Below are 19,687 nucleotides of genomic sequence, written 5' to 3'. Positions count from 1 at the left end.
AAAAACATTAGCTACCCGCACGCTCCTGTTTGATCTGCCATTTGCCGTCCTGCTTGATCATATTCAGGGTCTTGCGGCTATTGGCGGTCAACTGATCAGAGGTATAGATCTGACGGAATTTTGCTGTTGCTGTATTGCCATCAACATTGATCTTGGCAGCTTCAATTTTGACATTGATGCGACCTTTGCCTTCAATCCGCAGGCGGCGTTCTTCTGCCCAGGCTTTATGGCTTTCGCCTTTTGGTGTCTGGAAATCTTTGGCGTAATAACCTAGATAGGCGCTGGTGTCTTTGTTGCTCCAGGCTTTGGCCCAGTTTTCGACTGCTTTCAGAACTTCTTCTTCATCACGGTCAGCTACTTGTACTGGCGCTGCTTTGGCTGCCGGTTTTTCAGCCTTTGGTGTTTCTGCTTCAGGTTTTGCTGCCGCTACAGTCGCCGGTTTTGTCGCGGCTGCCTGTGGGGGCGCAGTGGCCGGTGCCGCCGCAATCTTTGGATTGGTGCCGCCAGTCGTATTGCCAACCAGGTTACGTACCAGTGTCAGTTTCAATTTGGCTGTGCTATTGCCAGAATCCAGTTGCAATGCCTTGTCGTAGGCCTGACTAGCCAATTTGGCATACACGTCACCCAGGTTTTCATGCGCGGTGCCATAAGTTGGGTTGGTGCGTATCGCCATTTCCAGTGCAGCGCGCGCCTTGTCATACTGACCTGAAGATGCATATAAAACAGCCAGATTGTTGTACGGTTCCGGCAACTCCGGATAATCATCCGTCAGTTTTGTAAATACAGTAATGGCTTCTGCCGATTTGCCTTGCTCTGTCAGTATCAGACCTTTCAGAAAGCGCATTTGCGCATCCTTGGGGCGTTGCGCCAGTGCGGCATCCACTTTTTGCATGGCTTCATTGATTTGCCCTGCTCTGAGTAATTTGCCAACATCAGCTGCATCATCGGCATATACAGTGGCAGACATCAACAGCAATGTCAGAGTGGATAAAGTAAGGACATTTTTCAAAATGTGGCGCATGGTGTTCGGTCTTGGATTTATAGGAGTTTGGCAGAACATGTAAGCAGCAATGATATACTGAGCAAATGCGCCATCTTATCAAATAAGTGCTGTACTTGTGCGTTTGAGACTTCGTTTGAGGCTTAAACAGCATGGTGCAAGTTACTTTATTTTAATTTTGACTACACTGCGACCTGTATTGCAGAGTCTGACCCAGAGTTTGACCATTAGAAAAAAGTGAAACTGACTTGCCTGCAGAGGCAAAACGACTGCTGGAAATACCTGATCTGCCCGATGACGGCCCGGTTTCTTCCGCCGTAATTCCATCGCAATGCTGGACAGCGAAGCGGTTTTTGATATCTAATCTGATCCGTCGGAATAATATGTCACCAATTGGTCAAAATTGCATTGATAAAAAGATATTTTTATATCAATGATTTGTGTGCGCCACAGGGCGCGCAGGCAATAGCGCTATCTATCATCCAGACCATTGCTCTGCCATAGGCGCCATAAATCAGGCGCAGATGGGGCAGACGCAACTCTGGATAATTTTATAAACTCGTGTGATGTTAAGGAGGCACGATGACTAAGACAACATTTTTGAATTTTGAGCAATCTATTGCTGAACTGGAAACAAAAATAGAAGAACTGCGTTTTGTTCAGGACGACTCGGCTGTTGATATTTCGGAAGAAATTGATCGCCTGTCCAAAAAAAGCCAGATGTTGACTAAGGATATCTATGCCAAGTTGACTCCATGGCAGGTTTCCCAGATTTCCCGTCATCCACAGCGCCCCTATACCCTCGATTATATTAATCAGATGTTTACGGATTTCCATGAGCTGCATGGAGACCGCAGTTTTTCTGATGATTTATCCATCGTTGGCGGACTAGCAAGGTTCAATGGCCAGGCGTGTATGGTCATGGGGCATCAAAAAGGCCGTGACACTAAAGAACGTGCCTTGCGCAACTTCGGTATGCCAAGACCCGAAGGTTATCGCAAGGCCATGCGCCTGATGAAGCTGGCAGAAAAATTTGATATTCCGGTATTCACTTTTGTGGATACCACCGGTGCATGGCCTGGTATCGACGCTGAAGAACGCGGTCAGTCCGAGGCCATAGGCCATAACCTGTATGTCATGGCTGAACTGAAAGTACCTCTGATCACCACCATCATTGGTGAGGGTGGTTCGGGCGGTGCCCTGGCGCTGGCCGTAGGTGATGCCGTATTGATGTTGCAATATGCGACATATTCCGTGATTTCACCAGAAGGTTGTGCATCTATTCTGTGGAAAACATCTGACCGTGCCTCTGATGCGGCAGAAGCGCTGGGCCTGACGGCACACAGACTCAAGGCCATGGGTCTGATCGACAAGATCGTCAATGAACCATTGGGTGGCGCGCATCGCGATCCCAAACAGATGTGTGCCCTGGTGAAGCGTGCACTGGCCGATACCTTGCGTCAGTTCCAGGGCGTAAAAACCAAGGATCTGCTCGCTGCCCGCCATGAAAAACTCATGAGCTATGGCAAGTTTAAGGAAACGAAACCGGCTGAATGAAGGCGGAACACAGTAGCCTCGCCCTTGAACAGCGATTTGTCGAGAAGCTTGGTCGTATCATCACAGGCAATTGCCAGGACGGCGTAGCAAACGGTCTTGCAGTTGCGTTCAGCGGTGGACTGGATTCCACCGTATTGCTTGATCTGGCGGTGCGGTATTGCCGCCAGTCCGGGCATCCTCTTTTTGCCTTCCATATACATCACGGCTTAAGCCCGAATGCAGATGCCTGGCTGCAGCATTGCCAGTTGATCTGTGATGGCTATGGCGTGAGTTTGCTGGCAGAAAAAATTACGGTTTCGATGACTGGCGGCGAAGGTGTGGAAGCATCTGCCAGGGCAGGGCGTTATCGCGCTCTGGGTCAACTCACACAAAGAGTGCGGGTTGATCTGATCCTGTCAGCACATCACCAGGATGACCAGGCAGAAACCTTGTTATTGCAACTGCTGCGAGGTAGTGGCGTTGCTGGTATGTCCGGCATGGATGAATGTCATCGCGCGCAAAGTCTGTTTGGCATCGACGAACTATTGCTGGCGCGTCCCTTGCTCGCTGAAAAAAGGAAGGCACTGGATGAATATGCCTACGCCAGAAACCTGTCCCATATAGAAGACGAGTCGAACACCGATCCTCGCTACTTGCGCAATGCAATCCGCCATCAGGTGATGCCTGTCCTTGAAAAACTGTCTGCCGGTTATTCCGAACGGCTGGCCAGGTCGGCGATTCATTTTCAGTCTGCCCAGGAAGTATTGATCGAGGTGGCGGCACAGGATCTGGCCGCATGTTCCATAGACGATGGCCTGAGCCTGTCTGCCATGCAAGCTTTAAGCGAGGCGCGCCGCGACAACCTGTTCCGCCATTGGTTTGCCCAGGCGGGCATACGCATGCCGACCACATCCCGGCTGAAAGAAATGCAAAGCCAGTTATTCGATGGTCGTGATGATGCAAAAATTACCGTGCATCATGACAACCGGGCTATTCATCGTTATAGCGATGGCGTATATCTGGAGCATGTGTACGACAAGGATGCCGTGCAAGACCTGGAGCTGCGTGTTGAGTGGCATGGCCAGGCAGCCATGCATTTTCCTGAGTTTGGCGGTACCCTGTATTTTGAACCCGGTGATGAAGGCATTGCAGCCACATGGCTACAGCAGCAAGTATTGTCATTGCATTTGCGGCGCGGAGGAGAGCGCCTTAAACTGGCAGAGAACCGTCCTACCCGTGATATGAAGAGTCATTTCCAGTCTTTGCGCATTCCATTCTGGCAGCGCGAAAAACTGCCGTATCTGTCAGTGGGCAAGGATTTGGTGTTTGCTGCCGGGGTCGGCATGCAAAGCAGGTTTTGCACCAGTGAAGTGGGGCAGTGCATACGTTTGACTTGGTCATTTGACACAGGCAAATAACTTATTTCGATTGATAGGATGTAAAAATGCGACGACAGATCGTCTTGGATACCGAAACAACGGGCTTGAATGCACGAAACGGTGACCGAATCATTGAAATTGGCGCGGTAGAGTTGCTTAATCGCAAATTGACCGGAAATAATTTCCATATGTACATCAATCCTGAGCGCGATTCTGAAGAAGGCGCTTTGGCTGTGCATGGATTGACAACCGAGTTCCTGAGTGACAAGCCGAAGTTTGCTGAAATCGCAGAGGCTTTTTGTACTTATGTCAAAGATGCAGAAATCATCATACATAACGCCCCCTTTGACGTCGGCTTCCTGAATGCCGAACTGGCGAGAATGAATTTACCGTCATTTTCTGATCAGTGCCCGGCAATTACCGATACCCTGGTGTTGGCGAAGGAATTGCATCCGGGGAAGCGAAATTCGCTGGATGCGCTGTGCGGTCGTTATGAAATATCTAATTCTCATCGTAAATTGCATGGCGCCTTGCTGGATGCCGAATTGCTGGCGGATGTTTTTTTGGCCATGTCGCGTGGTCAAAACAGTTTTGAAATCGATATGGCGGACGATGATGCACCCAAGGTGCAAGAATTTGTCGCTTCAGATCAGCCAGTGGGCGAAATTACTGTATTGGCAGCGGTGGATGATGAACTCAATGAACATGAAACCTTGTTGAATGGACTGGACAAGCAGATACGCGACAAATGCATCTGGCACACCACGGCGTAGGTGAAACGGTATTTTTATGGGCTCAACTATTTTTAATGAGAAATTTAATTTCTTTTTTGACCATTAAATAAACGCGGTTTCAGTCAATTTGTAGTGAAAAATGAATCACCTGTTGTAAGCAGGTGATTTTTTTTCGAAAAAATTTATTAAAAATCCTAAAGTTTTTGCTGTTGGAGGCCGTTAAAAGTGCATGGAAAGAATTTAAAAATATTTTTAAATATTCCCTAAAGTTTCTGAATTTGCTGCCGTTAATGATTATAAGAGGATGAGTGAAAAAGGCTTTTCTTTCTTAAGTCATTGTTTTTAATGGCAATTTTTAGATCAGTGTTTTTTGAGATCTAAAAAAATAAAATCTGCTTTTTCGTAAAATTTTTATTTTACGAATGCCATAATGTGCCTGTAGGATATTTTCCTACGGCATGTCTTCGTTTTTTTCTGCATTTAAATACATACTCTCGCTGATACAGCGTCTATTTCCTTGCCTGCACAATGTATCTCACTGGCAACGCAATTGATGCCGCTGATTACAAACTGGAGGGTAGGACAATGACTCAGAACGATATGATGGCCGAAATTCGGGACGCTAATTTAAGCTACTTGATGCTGGCGCAACAAATGATCCGTGCTGACAAGGCAACTGCCATTTTCCGTTTGGGCATAGGCAAGGAAATTGCAGACCTGATCGAGGGTTTGAATAATGCGCAGATATTGAAACTGGCTGGTTCCAATATGATGCTGGCACGTTTCAGGTTTGAAGACAGTTCCATACTGTGCATGTTGACAAATTACAACAAGGAAAGAGCTCTGGCCCATTCGCATGCTGCGATTCTGATGGCTGGTCAGGCTGTGGAAGAAATCCATTAATTCGTCAATAGTAATCATCCCGGTAAATGGAGAGAATCATGGCAGGCAAAAGCGTAGTGAACGAAGCCCACGAAATTCAATTGGCGATTGAACTGGTTAACCTGGGTGCCCGGCTGCAATTGCTGGAATCCGAAACCTCTTTGTCACGTGAGCGTCTGCTGAAGATTTACAAAGAATTGAAGGGTGTGTCTCCACCTAAGGGCATGCTGCCATTTTCCACCGACTGGTTTACGACCTGGCAGCCGAATATCCATTCTTCCCTGTTTATGAATATTCATAAATATCTGCGTGAGCATGCCGGGGTAGATGGCATTGATGCTGTGATCAAGGCGTACAAGCTGTACCTGGAACAGATTGCCGTGCCGGTTGGTGAAGAACCTGTACTGTCTTTGACACGTGCATGGACGCTGGTGCGATTTTTTGAAGGAAAAATGCTCAGTTTTGCAAAATGTTGCAAATGCAGTGGGCATTTTGTTGCACATAGCCTGGATTTGCATGATGATTATGCATGTGGGCTCTGCCATGTTCCATCAAGGGCGGGAAAAACAAAAAAAGCAAAAGATGCAGAAACCGCAATGGAGCTGGTTGCATAAAAAATAGGAGGAGCCTTGGAACTAGCATCATCGAAAAGTCCCAAAGGCAAAATTTCTCCTGATGGCAGTATCCTGTCATCTCCAGCGATGCGCGCATTATGCGTCCAGTGTATTGCGCTCTTGCTGTCTTATCTCCTGTATAGCCTGGATCAGCGGTTTTCTGCGGCCAGGCTTTCGCCTTACCTTATCCTGGTTGCGCATTCCCTGTTTGCTGTCCTGATCAGCATCATGCTTCGCCTGAAGTGGTGGTGGTGGCTGATCGAATTCATTTTCCCCTATGCGGTCGTGGCTTCGCTGGTCTATCAGTTAAGCCCGGGCTACAGCCTGTTGATCTTTGTGCTCATGGTATTGTTGTTTTGGTCTACCTACCGCACCCAGGTACCATATTTCCCTTCCAAATCCAGTTTGTTGCCGTGTATTCTTGAGCAAATGCCAACAGCATCTGCGCTGCGTTTCATTGATATCGGTAGCGGCTTTGGTGGCTTGTCTCTGAATTTGTCGCGAGCCCGCCCAGACCAGCAATTTTATGGGGTGGAGATCGCGCCATTTCCATGGCTGGTCAGCTGGATCAGGGCGCGATTTTCCAGTGGCAATGCCCAATTTTTCCTGCGTAATTACCTGGCGCTGGACTTTGCCGAATTTGATTTGATTTTTGCCTATCTGTCACCGGCAGTCATGCCTGCCCTGTGGGAAAAAGCGCAGGCCGAAATGAAGAAGGGTACTTTGCTGATGAGTTATGAGTTCCCGATCCCGGGCGTCGAGGCGGATTTGCTTATAAAAAGCGGTGCGAATGACCCCGTTCTATATGTCTGGCGCATATAATGTTCATATTGAAATGTATTCCTGAAGCAATATTTAACTTTCGTTTCTGGTTTTTCGGGGCTGGACTAGGTTAGTGTAGGCTATATTGTGAATTCCATCTGTTAGGAGTAAGCGCTCGTGTTAGTTATAGTCGGCTATATTGTCGTATTAGGCTCCGTGTTTGGCGGTTTCGTCATGTCTGGCGGGCACCTTGCCGTATTGTTCCAGCCATTGGAACTGCTGATGATTGGCGGTGCTGCTGTTGGTGCTTCGCTGGTTGGCAATAATGCGAAAACACTGAAGGCCACACTGAAAGCGCTGCCGAGTGTATTGAAAGGCTCTAAATACACCAAGGCGCTGTACATGGAATTGATGACCATGTTGTTTGATGTCCTGACCAAGGTCCGCAAAGAAGGTCTGATGTCGATTGAAGGTGATATCGAAAAGCCGGAAGAAAGCCCGCTCTTCAGTAAATATCCCTCCATCGTGCATGACCATCACATGATGGAATTCATTGGTGACTATCTGCGCCTGATGGTGTCCGGAAATATGGATGCCTTTCAGATTGAGAATTTGATGGACAATGAACTGGAAACGCATCACCACGAAGGTGCCGTGCCCGCACATTTCATTGCCAAACTGGGCGATGGTTTGCCGGCATTTGGTATCGTGGCGGCGGTGATGGGGGTGGTGCATACCATGGAATCAGTGGGTATTCCCCCGGCTGAACTGGGTATTCTGATTGCGCATGCGCTGGTCGGTACCTTCCTTGGTATTTTGCTTGCATATGGTTTTGTCGGCCCTCTGTCCAGCCTGATGGAGCAGCAACTGGATGAATCATCTAAGACTTTCCAATGTATCAAAGTGACTTTGCTGGCCAGTCTGAATGGTTATGCGCCGGCACTGGCTGTTGAATTTGGCAGGAAGGTCCTGTATTCCACCGAAAGGCCAACGTTCAGCGAGTTGGAAGATCATATCAAGCAATCAAAGTCTAAATAACAATAACTGGATTGGTGATGGCAAGCGAAGAATTACGACCGATTATCGTCAAGCGCATTAAAAAGGTGGCCGGTGGTCACCATGGCGGCGCGTGGAAAATTGCATACGCCGACTTTGTGACGGCCATGATGGCGTTTTTCCTGTTGATGTGGTTGCTTGGTTCTACCGCCAAAGGTAATTTGAACGGCATTGCCGAGTATTTTCAAACGCCGCTGAAAGTGGCGATGGCCGGTGGTGATGGTAGTGGCGATAGTTCCAGTGTCATCAAGGGCGGTGGCAAGGACCTCAGTGCACGTGAAGGGCAAAATCGTAAAGGTGAGATAGATTCGCAAAAAAAAACCTACAATCTGCAAGCTGCCGAAGCCGCTCTGGCGAAAGTGGAAGCCGACAGGTTGAAAGGGCTCAAGAGCAAGATCGAGGCAGCCATCGAGTCGAATCCAACGCTGAAACAATACAAGAAACAGTTGCTGCTCGATATTACGACGGAAGGTCTGCGCATACAGATGGTGGACGAGCAAAACCGGCCCATGTTTGCGCTGGCGAAAGCGGATTTGCAGCCTTATACCCGTGAAATATTGCATGAAATCGGCAAGGCACTGAATGACGTGCCTAACCGCATCAGTCTGTCCGGACATACTGACGCCGCAGCTTACGGTAGTGGCGAAAAGGGATATAGCAACTGGGAACTGTCGGCTGACCGCGCCAATGCGTCGAGAAGGGAGTTGATTTATGGTGGCATGGATGAGACCAAGGTATTGCGGGTAGTAGGTCTGTCCTCATCCGTTTTGTTTGATAAAGATGATCCTTTGAATCCTATTAATCGCCGTATCAGTATTATCGTCATGAACAAGAAAGCCGAGCAGTCTGCTTCTCAGGATGGTGGTTCTATTGAAGTTGCAAATCAATCCGACTCAAGCGCTGAAATATCCGTGAAGCCTTGAGGGCAGTACTGGCGCAGCATCATTAAGTCAAAATGTAAAGATAGGATACTTATGATGTCCAAAAAGAAAATGTTGGGTTCCGAGGTCAAGCAACTTTTGTCTGGCGTGTCTGATCATGGCAACGCCCATTTGCTGGAAGTGGAAACGGACCTCGCGCAGACAGCCATACTCCTGGGTGAAGCGATAGAAAAACTGGGTTTCAGCTTCATGGCCTTGCACGCAGCGATTTCGAGCGAGCAGGAAGAAATCAACCTGATCATCGGTTCCGGTACTGTGACAGATGACAGTATCAACCGCCTGAAAGCAATCCAGGGCGATATCTCCACGCATATCAATGCAGCCGTGACCAGCCTGCAGTTTCAGGATTTGACCAGTCAGTTGATTTCAAGAACTTTGCAGCGTTGCGAAGGTCTGCGGGAAGTGTTGGGTACGCTCGGTGTTGTGGGCAATGATCTTGAACACGATGGTGAGACCGATGATTTGCCTGCTTTGTTGCGGGAAACCACAATGCGCCTGGAAAAGCAAAGTGTGGACCTGAAGAATTTGCTGCGAAAAGCCGTGCATCAAAAGCATCTGGATAGCGGTGACATAGAGTTATTTTAAATCAAGAGGCAGTGCATTTAAGCTGCTTACAATTCGTATATTGGAGTAAATATGGCCAAGACAATTTTAGCTGTAGACGATTCTGGCTCTTTGAGGCAGATGGTGGCGTTTAGCTTGAGAGCAGCAGGATATCTGGTAGTTGAAGCCGTGGATGGTCAGGATGGTCTTGAAAAGGCACGCAGTCAGGTAGTTGACCTGGTGCTGACTGACCAGAATATGCCAAGGATGGATGGCCTGACCCTGATCAAGTCACTGCGCGGATTGCCTGCCTATCAGCGCGTGCCTATCCTGATGCTGACGACAGAGTCCAGTGACGACATGAAAGCTAAAGGTCGTGCTGCCGGCGCAAATGGCTGGCTGGTAAAGCCATTTGATCCGCACAAGCTGACTGAAGTAGTTAAAAAAGTGATTGGCTAAAAAAATGTCCCTGTTCCCCGGGCAAACAAATGTAAATCACGGAGTGAAATAATGACGATTGACATGAGTCAGTTTTTCCAAGTTTTTTTCGACGAGGCAGAAGAGCTTCTTGCCGAGAAGGAAAAATTGTTACTTGCCGTCGATATCGCTTCCCCAGATCCTGAAGATCTGAACGCTATATTCAGGGCTGCCCATTCCATCAAGGGTGGTGCTTCCACCTTTGGTCTGACCGATATGACCGAGGTGACGCACATACTCGAATCTTTGCTGGATAAAATCCGCAAGGGTGAGATGGCGTTGACGGCGGAGCATGTTGACGCTTTTCTGATTGCAAAAGATATTCTGAAAATGCAGCTGGATGGTCACAAGCTGGGAACCCCGGTGGACCAGGATGCGGTTGCTGATGTCAGAATGTTGCTGCAATCCCTGTCGCAGGACGTGGTACCGGTGTCTGCGCCTGTGGCCAGCTTTGCCAGTAAAAATGCAGATAGCGACATGCAGAATGTGGTGTATCAAACCTGCTTCCGTATTGAGTTGCCAAAAGTGACACCGGAAGATGCCGCCGCCTTGATGTCTGAGCTGGGTTTGCTGGGTGCCATATCGCGTGACGAAGATGCCGGTGACAAGGTAGTCCTGAGCCTGCGTACGAATGAAGGCAAGGACGATATTATTTCCATTTGTTCTTTCATCCTGAATCCTGACAGCCTGAACATTTCCGAACAGGCTATGAGCAATGCGCCTGTTGCCAAAACAGCGCCTTCGGATGATGATCTGGGCTATGGTTTTTTTGAGCCGCTGGACGCGATGTTCCCGCCAGAAGATCCCAAGGCCGATGCTCAGGCTGAGCATGTCAGTCCTGAGCCTGTGCTGCAGAGCAAGGCTGTTGTTGCAAACGATAAAAAACCGGCAGCAAAAAAAGAAACAGAGAAAGTCGCCAATTCACAGGAATCATCCACCATACGTGTGGGTATAGAAAAGGTTGATCAGTTGATCAACCTCATCGGTGAACTGGTCATTACCCAGGCCATGCTGGAACAGCGCACCCAGGACCTGGACCCCATTGCTAATGAGCGCCTGCTGAGCAGCGTTGCACATTTGACGAGGAATACCAGGGATCTGCAAGAGGCTGTCATGTCTATCCGCATGATGCCTATGGATTATGTGTTTTCACGTTTCCCGCGCATGGTGCGTGACCTGGCCACCAAGCTGGGCAAAAAAGTGGAACTGATTACTTACGGTGCGTCAACTGAGCTCGACAAAGGGCTGATAGAGCGCATCGTTGATCCTCTCACGCATCTGGTCAGGAACAGTATTGACCACGGCATAGAAATGCCGGCGACCAGGGCACAGACAGGTAAAAACGAAACTGGTAAATTGTCACTGTCGGCGGTTCATCAGGGTGGCAACATCGTGATTGAAGTCAGCGATGATGGCGGCGGTTTGCACAGGGACAGAATTCTGGCCAAGGCCAGGCAAAATGGCTTGACCGTATCAGATTCCATGAGCGATCCGGAAGTCTGGCAACTGATTTTTGCGCCTGGTTTTTCTACCGCAGAGACAGTCACCGATGTGTCTGGCCGTGGTGTTGGCATGGATGTCGTCAAGCGCAATATTGCTGCCATGGGCGGTGTGGTGGATATCCGTTCTGCCAAAGGATATGGTACGACGATCACGATTTCATTGCCGTTGACGCTGGCGATTCTGGATGGCATGTCGATCAAGTTCGGTAACGAGATTTATATTCTGCCTTTGGGCTTCGTAATGGAATCGCTGCAACCTGCCAAGGCGGATATCAAGGAAGTCAATGGCAAGGGGCGTGTGGTCAAGGTACGCGACGAGTATTTGCCGCTGGTACCCTTGTATCAATTCTTTGATATTGAACCTAAATATACAGATCCATCGGATGGCATAGTCGTCATCGTTGAAGTGGACGGAAAAAAAGCAGCCTTGTTTGTTGATGATCTGGTTGGACAGCAGCAGGTGGTGGTGAAGAATATCGAATCAAATTACAAGAAGGTCCCGGGAATTTCCGGTGCGACTATTCTTGGTGATGGCGGCGTGGCACTCATTCTTGATGTTGCCGCTGTTTTGCGCACGGCGCGATAACCAATAAGTTGTAAATTTAAGACGAGGAAAAAGAAATGACGCAATTTTCGCAAGCAGGCAGTGATGGCAGTTCACATAATGACGGTAATAAATCCGACATTGCCGGACATGAATTCCTTGCTTTTACCTTGGGTAATGAGGAATACGGCATTGACATCCTCAAGGTTCAGGAAATCCGCGGTTATGAAGCCGTAACACGCATCGCGAATGCACCTGAATTTTTAAAGGGTGTAATCAATTTGCGCGGCATTATTGTTCCCGTTGTTGACATGCGCATCAAGTTCAATCTGGGTACGCCTACCTATGATCAGTTCACCGTCGTCATTATCCTGAATATCGAAGGCCGTATTGTCGGTATGGTGGTCGACAGCGTGTCTGACGTGACGACCTTGCTGCCAGAACAGGTAAGACCGGCGCCTGAAATGGGAACTACGTTCAGCACCGATTTCCTGATCGGGCTAGGCACCCTGGATGACAGGATGTTGATATTGGTTGATATTGACAAGCTCATGTCCAGTCCGGAGATGGGCCTGGTGGATACGGCTGTAGCATGATGTGCCGGTAGTCGTTTTCTGTGATGGCATCGGGTAGAGAAATAACAATATAGAAGCCAATGAAGAAGGAAGAGGAGACACTATGAACCTTAGGAATTTTAAGATCGGAACTCGACTGGGGATCGGTTTTGCCTTTATTTTAGCGGGTTTGATTACCGTTATCTTAATCGTCAATGTCCTCAGCGGAAATAACCGCAAGGCGATGGTGGACGGCTTGAATCTCGCCAGCCAAAAGCAGGTTTTGGCAAATAATATGAAAAGCGCCTTGCTGGAAGGCGGTATTGCGATGCGTAATATCGGTATTCAGTCAGATGTCGGTGAAATGCAGAAAGAAGAAGCCAAGGTCAAGTCGCAACGTAAAAAATATGACGATTCGAAAGAAAAGCTGTTGTCTCTTGGCTTGAATGAAGAAGAAAAGAAAATCGTTGGTGACATTGCAAAAGTCGATAAGGACATAGAAAAGCCTTTTAAAGATGCCGTTGGTCAGGCCCTGGCTTTCAATGCAGAAGGCGCAGTGAAAATCATTTCTTCTGTGATTGATCCCCTGAGTTCCAAATCCATTGTTGAGATGAACAAGCTGGTCGATTTGCAGGACGTCGCCACCAAACAGGTATTGGAAACTTCTGCTGCCGCTGGCGCCAGACTGACGATGTGGCTGTATCTTATCCTGCTGTCTGCGCTGGCAGTCGGTGCCTTGTTCGCCTGGGCAATCACACGCAGTATTACCCAGCCTTTGCAGGAAGCCCTGGGCTTGGCCGAAACCGTTGCTGAAGGTGATTTGCGCAGCCAGGTCGTTGTGTCCGGCACGGATGAAGTGGCTTTGCTATTGCAGGCCCTCAAAAACATGAACGACAATCTGGCGGCAACAGTAGGCCAGGTCAGGATAGGCACAGAAACCATCACCGTCGCCTCGCAAGAAATTGCGTCTGGCAATGCAGACCTGTCCAGCCGTACCGAATCGCAAGCCAGTTCGCTGGAAGAAACTGCCAGTTCCATGGAAGAACTGACCAGCACCGTCCGGCAAAATGCGGACAATGCGCGCCAGGCCAATCAACTGGTGGTATCGGCATCAGGTGTCGCGGTCAAAGGTGGTGCCGTGGTGGGGCAGGTGGTCAGCACCATGGGTTCGATCAAGGAAAGTTCACGCAAGATTGTCGATATTATCGGCGTGATTGACGGGATTGCCTTCCAGACCAATATCCTGGCCCTGAATGCAGCGGTGGAAGCCGCCAGGGCAGGTGAGCAGGGCCGTGGTTTTGCTGTGGTGGCAGCCGAAGTGCGCAATCTGGCGCAGCGCAGTGCCAGTGCAGCCAAAGAAATCAAGTCGCTCATCAGTGATTCGGTGGACAAGGTTGATCAGGGTAGCAAGCTGGTGGATGAAGCCGGCAAGACCATGGATGAAATTGTCACCAGCGTTCAGCATGTGGCCGACATCATGAGCGAGATCACGGCGGCCAGCCAGGAACAAAGTTCAGGCATAGAACAGGTGAACCTGGCGATTACGCAGATGGATGAAATGACGCAACAGAATGCGGCCCTGGTAGAACAGGCAGCGGCTGCGGCAGAAAGCATGGAAGAGCAGGCAGTGGCACTGGCTGAAGCAGTCAGTGTCTTCAAATTGCAGGCGACGGCCAGTCAGACGGTTAAACCTAATTCCAATGTGCGCAAGGTGCCGCCAGCCAAAGCTGCGCCTGCAACCCGTCAGGAAGTCAAGGCATTGCCACGGGCTGCCACGCGTGCTGCCAGCGATTCAGACAGGCCGACATCCGGGCCGGGTCGCCAGGCGGCAGAGGCCAGCAAACGCAGTGAAGATGACTGGGAAGAATTTTAAAATACAGGTTTTAGGTTTTGAAATGCAGCTGGTTCTAGATTGAAGGAAGCGTAGATCTGCTTCAGTGTGGCTGAAGCAGACAAAAGACACATAATTTTTGATGTCACGGCCTGTTTTTAGCCCGGAATTAATTCTTCATGGTGTATTGTGTTAATTAGATTTCGTGCAGAAATGGGTATACGTTTCTGAAGATGATGGTGAAAGTTAGGGAAGGTATTGAATGACGAAATCCATCGACAAAAACAGGTCTGACAGTTCAAAAGAATTTTCTTTCAATGCACGTGATTTTGATCGTGTCAGAGACCTGATATACAAAAGAGCCGGTATTTCTTTGGCTGACAGCAAACAGGAAATGGTGTATAGCCGCCTGGCGCGTCGTTTGCGCGCAACAGGAATCCATTCATTTTCAGAGTATCTGGATAGTCTCGAAAATCAGGAGATCGATTCGGAGTGGGAAGCCTTTACCAATGCGCTCACCACCAATCTGACCTCGTTTTTCAGGGAGGAGCATCATTTCCCCATACTTGCCGAACATGTTGCCGGGAAAAAAGACCCGGTCAGTATCTGGTGTTCGGCCAGTTCCACTGGCGAAGAGCCTTATTCCATCGCCATGACCTTGTGCGAAGCATTTGGCACGCTACGGCCGCCAGCACATATCATTGCCACCGATATTGATACCAATGTCCTGGAAACAGCTTCGCGCGGGGTTTATAACCTGGACCGTATAGAAAAACTGTCGGCAGAAAGAACCAGGAAGTTTTTTTTAAAAGGCAAAGGTGCGCAGGAGGGGCTGGTGCGCGTCAGGCCTGAATTGCGAGATTTGATTACTTTCAAACAATTGAATTTATTGGAAGACAGTTGGCCTTTAAGTGGCGAGTTTGATGCAATTTTTTGCCGGAATGTCATGATCTATTTTGACAAACCTACCCAAAGCAAAATCTTGAAGAAATTTGTTCCCTTGATGAAGTCAGATGGACTGTTGTTTGCCGGCCATTCGGAGAATTTTCTATACGTGTCAGATGATTTCAAGCTCAGAGGCAAGACGGTGTATGAGTTGGCCAAATCCCTTGCTTCAGGTACCAGAACGGCATCGCGTCATCTGCAAAAGGGTAACCCATGAGCCTAAGTGAAGAGCATTTTGCCACGAACGTCTATTACGACAGGACGTTTGATTGTGATGCCGCCAAAATCCTGCCCGGTGAATTTTATTTCACGAACAAGGACATGCTGATAGTCACGGTGTTGGGTTCTTGCGTTTCTGCGTGCATACGCGATCGCGTTTCAGGCGTTGGCGGCATGAACCATTTCATGTTGCCGGATAGCGGGGGTGATGCCGATAATCCGGTATCTGCATCCATGCGTTACGGCACCTATGCGATGGAAGTGTTGATCAATGAACTCCTGAAAGCCGGGGCGAAGCGTGAAAACATGGAAGCCAAGGTATTTGGCGGTGGCAATGTCCTTCGTGGTTTTACCGCCATCAATGTTGGTGAGCGCAATGCCAAGTTTGTGCTTGATTATCTGCGCGCCGAAAGAATGCGCGTGATTGCTGAAGATCTCAATGATATTTACCCGCGTAAAGTCTATTTTTTCCCAAAAACAGGCAAGGTTCTGGTGAAGAAATTGAAAGTAGAACATAACGATACCCTCAGAAGGCGTGAGCAGGATTATGCAAGCAGGCTCAAGACCACCGCGGTTGGTGGTGAAGTGGACCTGTTCTAGTCACTGTATCGACGCCTGGCTGGAGCTGTCGGGCACCTCTGATTGCGGAGTATTTTGTAATGAAAATAAAAGTATTGATTGTTGACGACTCGGCGCTGATACGTAGCGTCATGAGCGAGATTATAGGCAGCCAGCCCGACATGGAAGTGGTCGGCGTGGCTCCTGATCCGTTGGTGGCGCGCGAGTTGATCAAGCAGACCAATCCGGATGTGCTGACGCTGGATGTGGAAATGCCCAAAATGGATGGACTGGATTTTCTGGAGCGACTGATGCGTCTGCGCCCCATGCCGGTCATCATGGTGTCATCGCTGACAGAACGGGGCTCGGAAATTACCATGCGGGCGCTGGAATTGGGGGCGGTGGATTTTGTTACCAAGCCGAAGTTGTCCATCCAGAGCGGTATGCTGGAATACACCGAGCTGATCACCGATAAAATCCGGATTGCGTCCAAGGCCAGAATCCGTCCGCGCAGTCTGCCACCCGTAAGTGGCACGCAAGCGACGGGCGGTGTGTTGCCGCCGGTTAAAAATCCGCTGACAAGTAGTGAAAAGCTGATTATTATCGGTGCCTCAACGGGCGGGACTGAAGCGATCAAGAACTTCCTGGTGCAAATGCCGTCAGATTGTCCGGGTATTTTGATTACCCAGCATATGCCGGAAGGTTTTACCCGTTCATTTGCCAAGCGTCTTGACGGCTTGTGCAAAATTTCGGTTTCCGAAGCCAGTGGTGGTGAGCGGGTATTGCCAGGGCATGCTTATATCGCGCCTGGCCATTCGCATCTGTTGCTGGGGCGCAGTGGTGCCAATTATGTCACCCAGCTCGATCAGGGGCCGCCAGTGAACCGGCATAGGCCTTCTGTCGATGTGTTGTTTAAATCTGCTGCTACCTATGCCGGTAAAAATGCGGTAGGCGTTATTTTGACTGGCATGGGCAAGGATGGCGCGCTTGGTATGCTGGAGATGAAAAATGCCGGTGCGTACAATTTTGCCCAAGATGAAGCAAGTTGTGTAGTATTTGGTATGCCGCGTGAAGCAATCGCAATTGGGGCCACGCATGAGGTTGGTCCCTTGAATGAATTGCCCACCAAGGTCCTGCATTACCTGGCAACTCATGGCAGCAGAGCCTTGAGGGTTTGATGCATTAAGATAGAATTTAATGCTTTACTGCAATTTCAGCACCGTTTTATGTAAATTTGTCCGATAATGCTAATAACTGTCCTTAAAGAAATAGTGGAGTAATTCATGGCCGATCAAAATCTCAAATTTTTAGTAGTTGACGACTTTTCTACTATGCGTCGCATTGTGCGGAATTTGCTTAAAGAATTGGGATATTCCAATGTCGATGAAGCAGAAGATGGTGCAATGGGATTGGCAAAGTTGAAGAATGGTGATTTCGATTTCGTTATCTCAGACTGGAATATGCCCAACATGGATGGTTTGACCATGTTGCAGCATATTCGTGCTGACCCAGCCTTGTCGAAAATGCCAGTACTGATGGTAACGGCAGAAGCGAAGAAAGAAAACATCATCGCTGCTGCGCAGGCAGGTGCCAATGGTTATGTCGTGAAACCATTCACGGCTGCCACCCTGGACGAAAAGCTGACCAAAATTTTTGAAAAACTGGGGAAATAGTCAGACCATCAGTTTTCAACCGGGGGGAACATGAGTCAGAACATAAGTCAAAATACTCAACAAGACGACCTCCTGCACAGAGTAGGGCACATGACCAGGTTGTTGCATGATAGCTTGCGTGGTCTGGGCCTGGATAAATTGTTGGAACGTGCAGCAGAAGGTATTCCTGATGCACGTGACCGGCTGGACTATGTTGCAAAAATGTCTGAAAAAGCGGCGCAGCGTGTGTTGAATGCAACGGATGCTGCCATCCCCCTGCAAGAAACACTGGATTCAGAAGCCAAAACGCTGAGTGCGGCTTTGGCTGCGCTGCAGTCTGGTTCAGCCTCACCTGAGCAGTATCAGGATATGGCTCAGCAAATGCAGGTTTACCTGAAAATGGCCAGTGAAAATAGCGTGGAAACCAAGTCCCATCTGATGGATATCATGATGGCGCAGGATTTTCAGGATCTGACTGGTCAGGTCATCAAGAAAGTAACTGAACTGGCGCAGAGTCTGGAACAGCAACTCGTGCAGTTGCTTATTGACTATTCGCCTGATGAGGTAAAGCGTGACATTTCAGATGGACTGTTGAATGGTCCGCAAATCAATCCGGAAGGAAATGCCGAGGTGGTGGCAAATCAGGGGCAGGTAGATGATTTGCTTGATAGCCTTGGGTTCTGACTGTTTCATTCATACCTAATTAACATACATACTAGATAACATGATCGAAGCAAGCTTCATTGTCAGGGAACCATTACTTGATCCCAAACAGCGAGTAATCGGATTTCAATTCTCCTGGCAACAGCCTAATCAGGATATTGAATCAAGCACAGAAAGCCTGAGCGAACTCATGGAGTTTGTCGCTGAGGAACTGCATGATGATGACAAGGGATTTTTGCTTGGTGACAGTCTGCTGTTCCTAGAAGCGGTACCAGAGTTGTTGCACGCACCTGGTTTAAAGTTGCTGCCAGCAGAAAACACTGTCCTGATTTTGCATAAAAAGTATTTCGCTGATCCTGTAACCCTGGCAGCAGTCACTGAATTGCGTCAACTGGGTTATGGAGTTTGCCTGCGCGGTGCAGAAGTAACAACGCTGGAGCGTTCTTATTTTGCCCTGATCACCCATCTTGAAGTGCAACTGAATGCAGCCAATTTTGCATCCCAGGCCAAAGTCTATGCAGCACTGAAGCAATCAACAGTGCGCATGGTGGCCCGCAATGTGATGACATGGCAGGATTTTGATGCCTGTTCTGCATTGGGCCTTGATAGTTTTGTCGGCAAACTGCATTTGACCCCACGTCCAAGCAGTGCGCCAAAAACATTGAACACGGCACAGACCACCATTTTGCAATTGATGGAAATGGTCAGGAAAAACGCCGACATTCAGCAACTGGAAGCCGTCGTCAAGCGTGATGCTACACTGGCCTATAAGCTGCTGCGTTATATCAACTCGGCAGGTTTTGGCTTGCGTTCGGAAGTGCAGTCGTTGAAGCACGCCGTGCAAATGCTGGGATACAGCCCCTTGTACCGCTGGCTGACCGTATTGCTGGCAACAGCCAGTTCCAGTGGCTATTCGCCGGTATTGCTGGAAACAGCAATTATCCGTGGCCGTTTGGCAGAAGCGCTGGGGCAGGGCAAAATGTCCAAGAGTGAAGCAGAAAATCTGTTCGTTGCAGGCATGTTTTCTCTGCTGGACAGGTTGCTGGGAATCTCGATGGAAGAAGTGCTGTCTACCGTGCAATTGCCGGAAGTCGTGACCGAGGCACTGATTTCTCGTGGCGGAACCTATGGTCCTTTCCTGGCCCTGGCTGAAGCATGTGAGCTCAACAGCATGCTGGTCGGTTCGCTGGCCGAATCGCTGAAAATCACCCCCGCAGATTTGAATGCTGCGCACATGGCATCGCTGGTTTGGGCGAAGAATGTTGCTTCGGCAGCCTGATTATTTCTCTGAGTGC

Annotated in this window: 20 protein-coding genes; 19 read left to right on the top strand and 1 reads right to left on the bottom strand. The window is 49.0% G+C overall.

Going from position 1 to position 19,687, the window contains the following annotated elements:
• Positions 1-7: 7 nt before the first annotated feature.
• Complete coding sequence (locus H8L32_RS02165; protein WP_186945511.1) at positions 8-1,021, bottom strand: nuclear transport factor 2 family protein; 1,014 nt, start codon at positions 1,019-1,021, stop codon at positions 8-10.
• A gap of 561 nt (positions 1,022-1,582) precedes the next feature.
• Between H8L32_RS02165 and H8L32_RS02160 the strand changes: the two genes are divergently transcribed.
• The 19 genes from H8L32_RS02160 to H8L32_RS02070 all read left to right on the top strand — a co-directional run bounded on the left by H8L32_RS02160 (position 1,583) and on the right by H8L32_RS02070 (position 19,671).
• Positions 1,583-2,557: an acetyl-CoA carboxylase carboxyltransferase subunit alpha gene (locus H8L32_RS02160; protein WP_186945510.1), complete on the top strand. Its 975-nt coding sequence runs from the start codon at positions 1,583-1,585 to the stop codon at positions 2,555-2,557.
• Positions 2,554-3,954, top strand: a complete 1,401-nt coding sequence (tilS, locus tag H8L32_RS02155; protein ID WP_186945509.1) for a tRNA lysidine(34) synthetase TilS — start codon at positions 2,554-2,556, stop codon at positions 3,952-3,954. Before H8L32_RS02160 ends, tilS begins: the two co-directional genes overlap by 4 nt.
• Before the next feature lie 26 nt (positions 3,955-3,980).
• On the top strand, positions 3,981-4,688 hold the full coding sequence (dnaQ, locus tag H8L32_RS02150; protein ID WP_186945508.1) for a DNA polymerase III subunit epsilon: 708 nt from the start codon (positions 3,981-3,983) through the stop codon (positions 4,686-4,688).
• A gap of 546 nt (positions 4,689-5,234) precedes the next feature.
• On the top strand, positions 5,235-5,552 hold the full coding sequence (gene flhD / locus H8L32_RS02145) for a flagellar transcriptional regulator FlhD (protein ID WP_186945507.1): 318 nt from the start codon (positions 5,235-5,237) through the stop codon (positions 5,550-5,552).
• A gap of 38 nt (positions 5,553-5,590) precedes the next feature.
• Entirely contained in the window at positions 5,591-6,145 is a 555-nt protein-coding gene (flhC, locus tag H8L32_RS02140; protein ID WP_186945506.1) for a flagellar transcriptional regulator FlhC, read from the top strand.
• A 15-nt stretch (positions 6,146-6,160) separates the two neighbouring features.
• Positions 6,161-6,967 carry a class I SAM-dependent methyltransferase gene (locus H8L32_RS02135; protein ID WP_186945505.1) on the top strand — a complete coding sequence of 269 codons (807 nt, stop codon included), beginning with the start codon at positions 6,161-6,163 and terminating at the stop codon, positions 6,965-6,967.
• Between the two features lie 117 nt (positions 6,968-7,084).
• Positions 7,085-7,945 (top strand): flagellar motor stator protein MotA, encoded by an 861-nt coding sequence (motA, locus tag H8L32_RS02130; RefSeq protein WP_186945504.1) that lies wholly within the window; start codon positions 7,085-7,087, stop codon positions 7,943-7,945.
• 17 nt (positions 7,946-7,962) lie between these two features.
• Positions 7,963-8,886 carry a flagellar motor protein MotB gene (gene motB / locus H8L32_RS02125; protein WP_186945503.1) on the top strand — a complete coding sequence of 308 codons (924 nt, stop codon included), beginning with the start codon at positions 7,963-7,965 and terminating at the stop codon, positions 8,884-8,886.
• Between the two features lie 54 nt (positions 8,887-8,940).
• A complete protein-coding gene (locus H8L32_RS02120; protein ID WP_186945502.1) occupies positions 8,941-9,489 on the top strand; it encodes a chemotaxis protein in 549 nt (182 codons plus the stop codon).
• 51 nt (positions 9,490-9,540) lie between these two features.
• On the top strand, positions 9,541-9,906 hold the full coding sequence (locus H8L32_RS02115; RefSeq protein WP_186945501.1) for a response regulator: 366 nt from the start codon (positions 9,541-9,543) through the stop codon (positions 9,904-9,906).
• Positions 9,907-9,957: 51 nt separating this feature from the next.
• Complete coding sequence (gene cheA, locus H8L32_RS02110; protein ID WP_186945500.1) at positions 9,958-12,012, top strand: chemotaxis protein CheA; 2,055 nt, start codon at positions 9,958-9,960, stop codon at positions 12,010-12,012.
• 35 nt (positions 12,013-12,047) lie between these two features.
• Positions 12,048-12,566 carry a chemotaxis protein CheW gene (locus tag H8L32_RS02105; RefSeq protein ID WP_186945499.1) on the top strand — a complete coding sequence of 173 codons (519 nt, stop codon included), beginning with the start codon at positions 12,048-12,050 and terminating at the stop codon, positions 12,564-12,566.
• Between the two features lie 82 nt (positions 12,567-12,648).
• Complete coding sequence (locus tag H8L32_RS02100; RefSeq protein WP_186945498.1) at positions 12,649-14,397, top strand: methyl-accepting chemotaxis protein; 1,749 nt, start codon at positions 12,649-12,651, stop codon at positions 14,395-14,397.
• Between the two features lie 220 nt (positions 14,398-14,617).
• A complete protein-coding gene (locus H8L32_RS02095; RefSeq protein ID WP_186945497.1) occupies positions 14,618-15,517 on the top strand; it encodes a CheR family methyltransferase in 900 nt (299 codons plus the stop codon).
• Positions 15,514-16,119, top strand: a complete 606-nt coding sequence (cheD, locus tag H8L32_RS02090) for a chemoreceptor glutamine deamidase CheD (RefSeq protein WP_186945496.1) — start codon at positions 15,514-15,516, stop codon at positions 16,117-16,119. Before H8L32_RS02095 ends, cheD begins: the two co-directional genes overlap by 4 nt.
• 59 nt (positions 16,120-16,178) lie before the next feature.
• The gene (locus H8L32_RS02085) at positions 16,179-17,255 is read left to right on the top strand and encodes a protein-glutamate methylesterase/protein-glutamine glutaminase (RefSeq protein ID WP_186945495.1); all 1,077 of its coding nucleotides are present in this window, start codon (positions 16,179-16,181) and stop codon (positions 17,253-17,255) included.
• A 105-nt stretch (positions 17,256-17,360) separates the two neighbouring features.
• Positions 17,361-17,750, top strand: coding sequence for a chemotaxis response regulator CheY (cheY, locus tag H8L32_RS02080; RefSeq protein ID WP_110253727.1), 390 nt, complete (start codon positions 17,361-17,363; stop codon positions 17,748-17,750).
• Positions 17,751-17,780: 30 nt separating this feature from the next.
• Positions 17,781-18,413, top strand: a complete 633-nt coding sequence (gene cheZ, locus H8L32_RS02075; RefSeq protein ID WP_186945494.1) for a protein phosphatase CheZ — start codon at positions 17,781-17,783, stop codon at positions 18,411-18,413.
• A gap of 40 nt (positions 18,414-18,453) precedes the next feature.
• The gene (locus tag H8L32_RS02070) at positions 18,454-19,671 is read left to right on the top strand and encodes an EAL and HDOD domain-containing protein (RefSeq protein ID WP_186945493.1); all 1,218 of its coding nucleotides are present in this window, start codon (positions 18,454-18,456) and stop codon (positions 19,669-19,671) included.
• Positions 19,672-19,687: the final 16 nt, after the last annotated feature.

This window comes from Undibacterium hunanense (genome assembly GCF_014284335.1).
GTDB classification, from domain to species: Bacteria; Pseudomonadota; Gammaproteobacteria; order Burkholderiales; family Burkholderiaceae_D; genus Undibacterium; species Undibacterium hunanense.
Note: the sequence above shows the minus strand (reverse complement) of the source record. Positions and strands in the feature narration are given on the sequence as shown.

What these genes read in the sequence shown, in the direction of transcription:
- H8L32_RS02120 (WP_186945502.1), top strand. Translation starts at nt 8,941, where the DNA reads ATGTCCAAAAAGAAAATGTTGGGTTCCGAGGTCAAGCAACTTTTGTCT.
- H8L32_RS02105 (WP_186945499.1), top strand. Translation starts at nt 12,048, where the DNA reads ATGACGCAATTTTCGCAAGCAGGCAGTGATGGCAGTTCACATAATGAC.
- H8L32_RS02165 (WP_186945511.1), bottom strand. Translation starts at nt 1,021, where the DNA reads ATGCGCCACATTTTGAAAAATGTCCTTACTTTATCCACTCTGACATTG.
- H8L32_RS02100 (WP_186945498.1), top strand. Translation starts at nt 12,649, where the DNA reads ATGAACCTTAGGAATTTTAAGATCGGAACTCGACTGGGGATCGGTTTT.
- dnaQ (WP_186945508.1), top strand. Translation starts at nt 3,981, where the DNA reads ATGCGACGACAGATCGTCTTGGATACCGAAACAACGGGCTTGAATGCA.
- cheD (WP_186945496.1), top strand. Translation starts at nt 15,514, where the DNA reads ATGAGCCTAAGTGAAGAGCATTTTGCCACGAACGTCTATTACGACAGG.
- tilS (WP_186945509.1), top strand. Translation starts at nt 2,554, where the DNA reads ATGAAGGCGGAACACAGTAGCCTCGCCCTTGAACAGCGATTTGTCGAG.
- cheA (WP_186945500.1), top strand. Translation starts at nt 9,958, where the DNA reads ATGACGATTGACATGAGTCAGTTTTTCCAAGTTTTTTTCGACGAGGCA.
- H8L32_RS02115 (WP_186945501.1), top strand. Translation starts at nt 9,541, where the DNA reads ATGGCCAAGACAATTTTAGCTGTAGACGATTCTGGCTCTTTGAGGCAG.
- H8L32_RS02085 (WP_186945495.1), top strand. Translation starts at nt 16,179, where the DNA reads ATGAAAATAAAAGTATTGATTGTTGACGACTCGGCGCTGATACGTAGC.
- H8L32_RS02160 (WP_186945510.1), top strand. Translation starts at nt 1,583, where the DNA reads ATGACTAAGACAACATTTTTGAATTTTGAGCAATCTATTGCTGAACTG.
- flhC (WP_186945506.1), top strand. Translation starts at nt 5,591, where the DNA reads ATGGCAGGCAAAAGCGTAGTGAACGAAGCCCACGAAATTCAATTGGCG.
- cheZ (WP_186945494.1), top strand. Translation starts at nt 17,781, where the DNA reads ATGAGTCAGAACATAAGTCAAAATACTCAACAAGACGACCTCCTGCAC.
- H8L32_RS02095 (WP_186945497.1), top strand. Translation starts at nt 14,618, where the DNA reads ATGACGAAATCCATCGACAAAAACAGGTCTGACAGTTCAAAAGAATTT.
- cheY (WP_110253727.1), top strand. Translation starts at nt 17,361, where the DNA reads ATGGCCGATCAAAATCTCAAATTTTTAGTAGTTGACGACTTTTCTACT.
- motB (WP_186945503.1), top strand. Translation starts at nt 7,963, where the DNA reads ATGGCAAGCGAAGAATTACGACCGATTATCGTCAAGCGCATTAAAAAG.
- flhD (WP_186945507.1), top strand. Translation starts at nt 5,235, where the DNA reads ATGACTCAGAACGATATGATGGCCGAAATTCGGGACGCTAATTTAAGC.
- H8L32_RS02070 (WP_186945493.1), top strand. Translation starts at nt 18,454, where the DNA reads ATGATCGAAGCAAGCTTCATTGTCAGGGAACCATTACTTGATCCCAAA.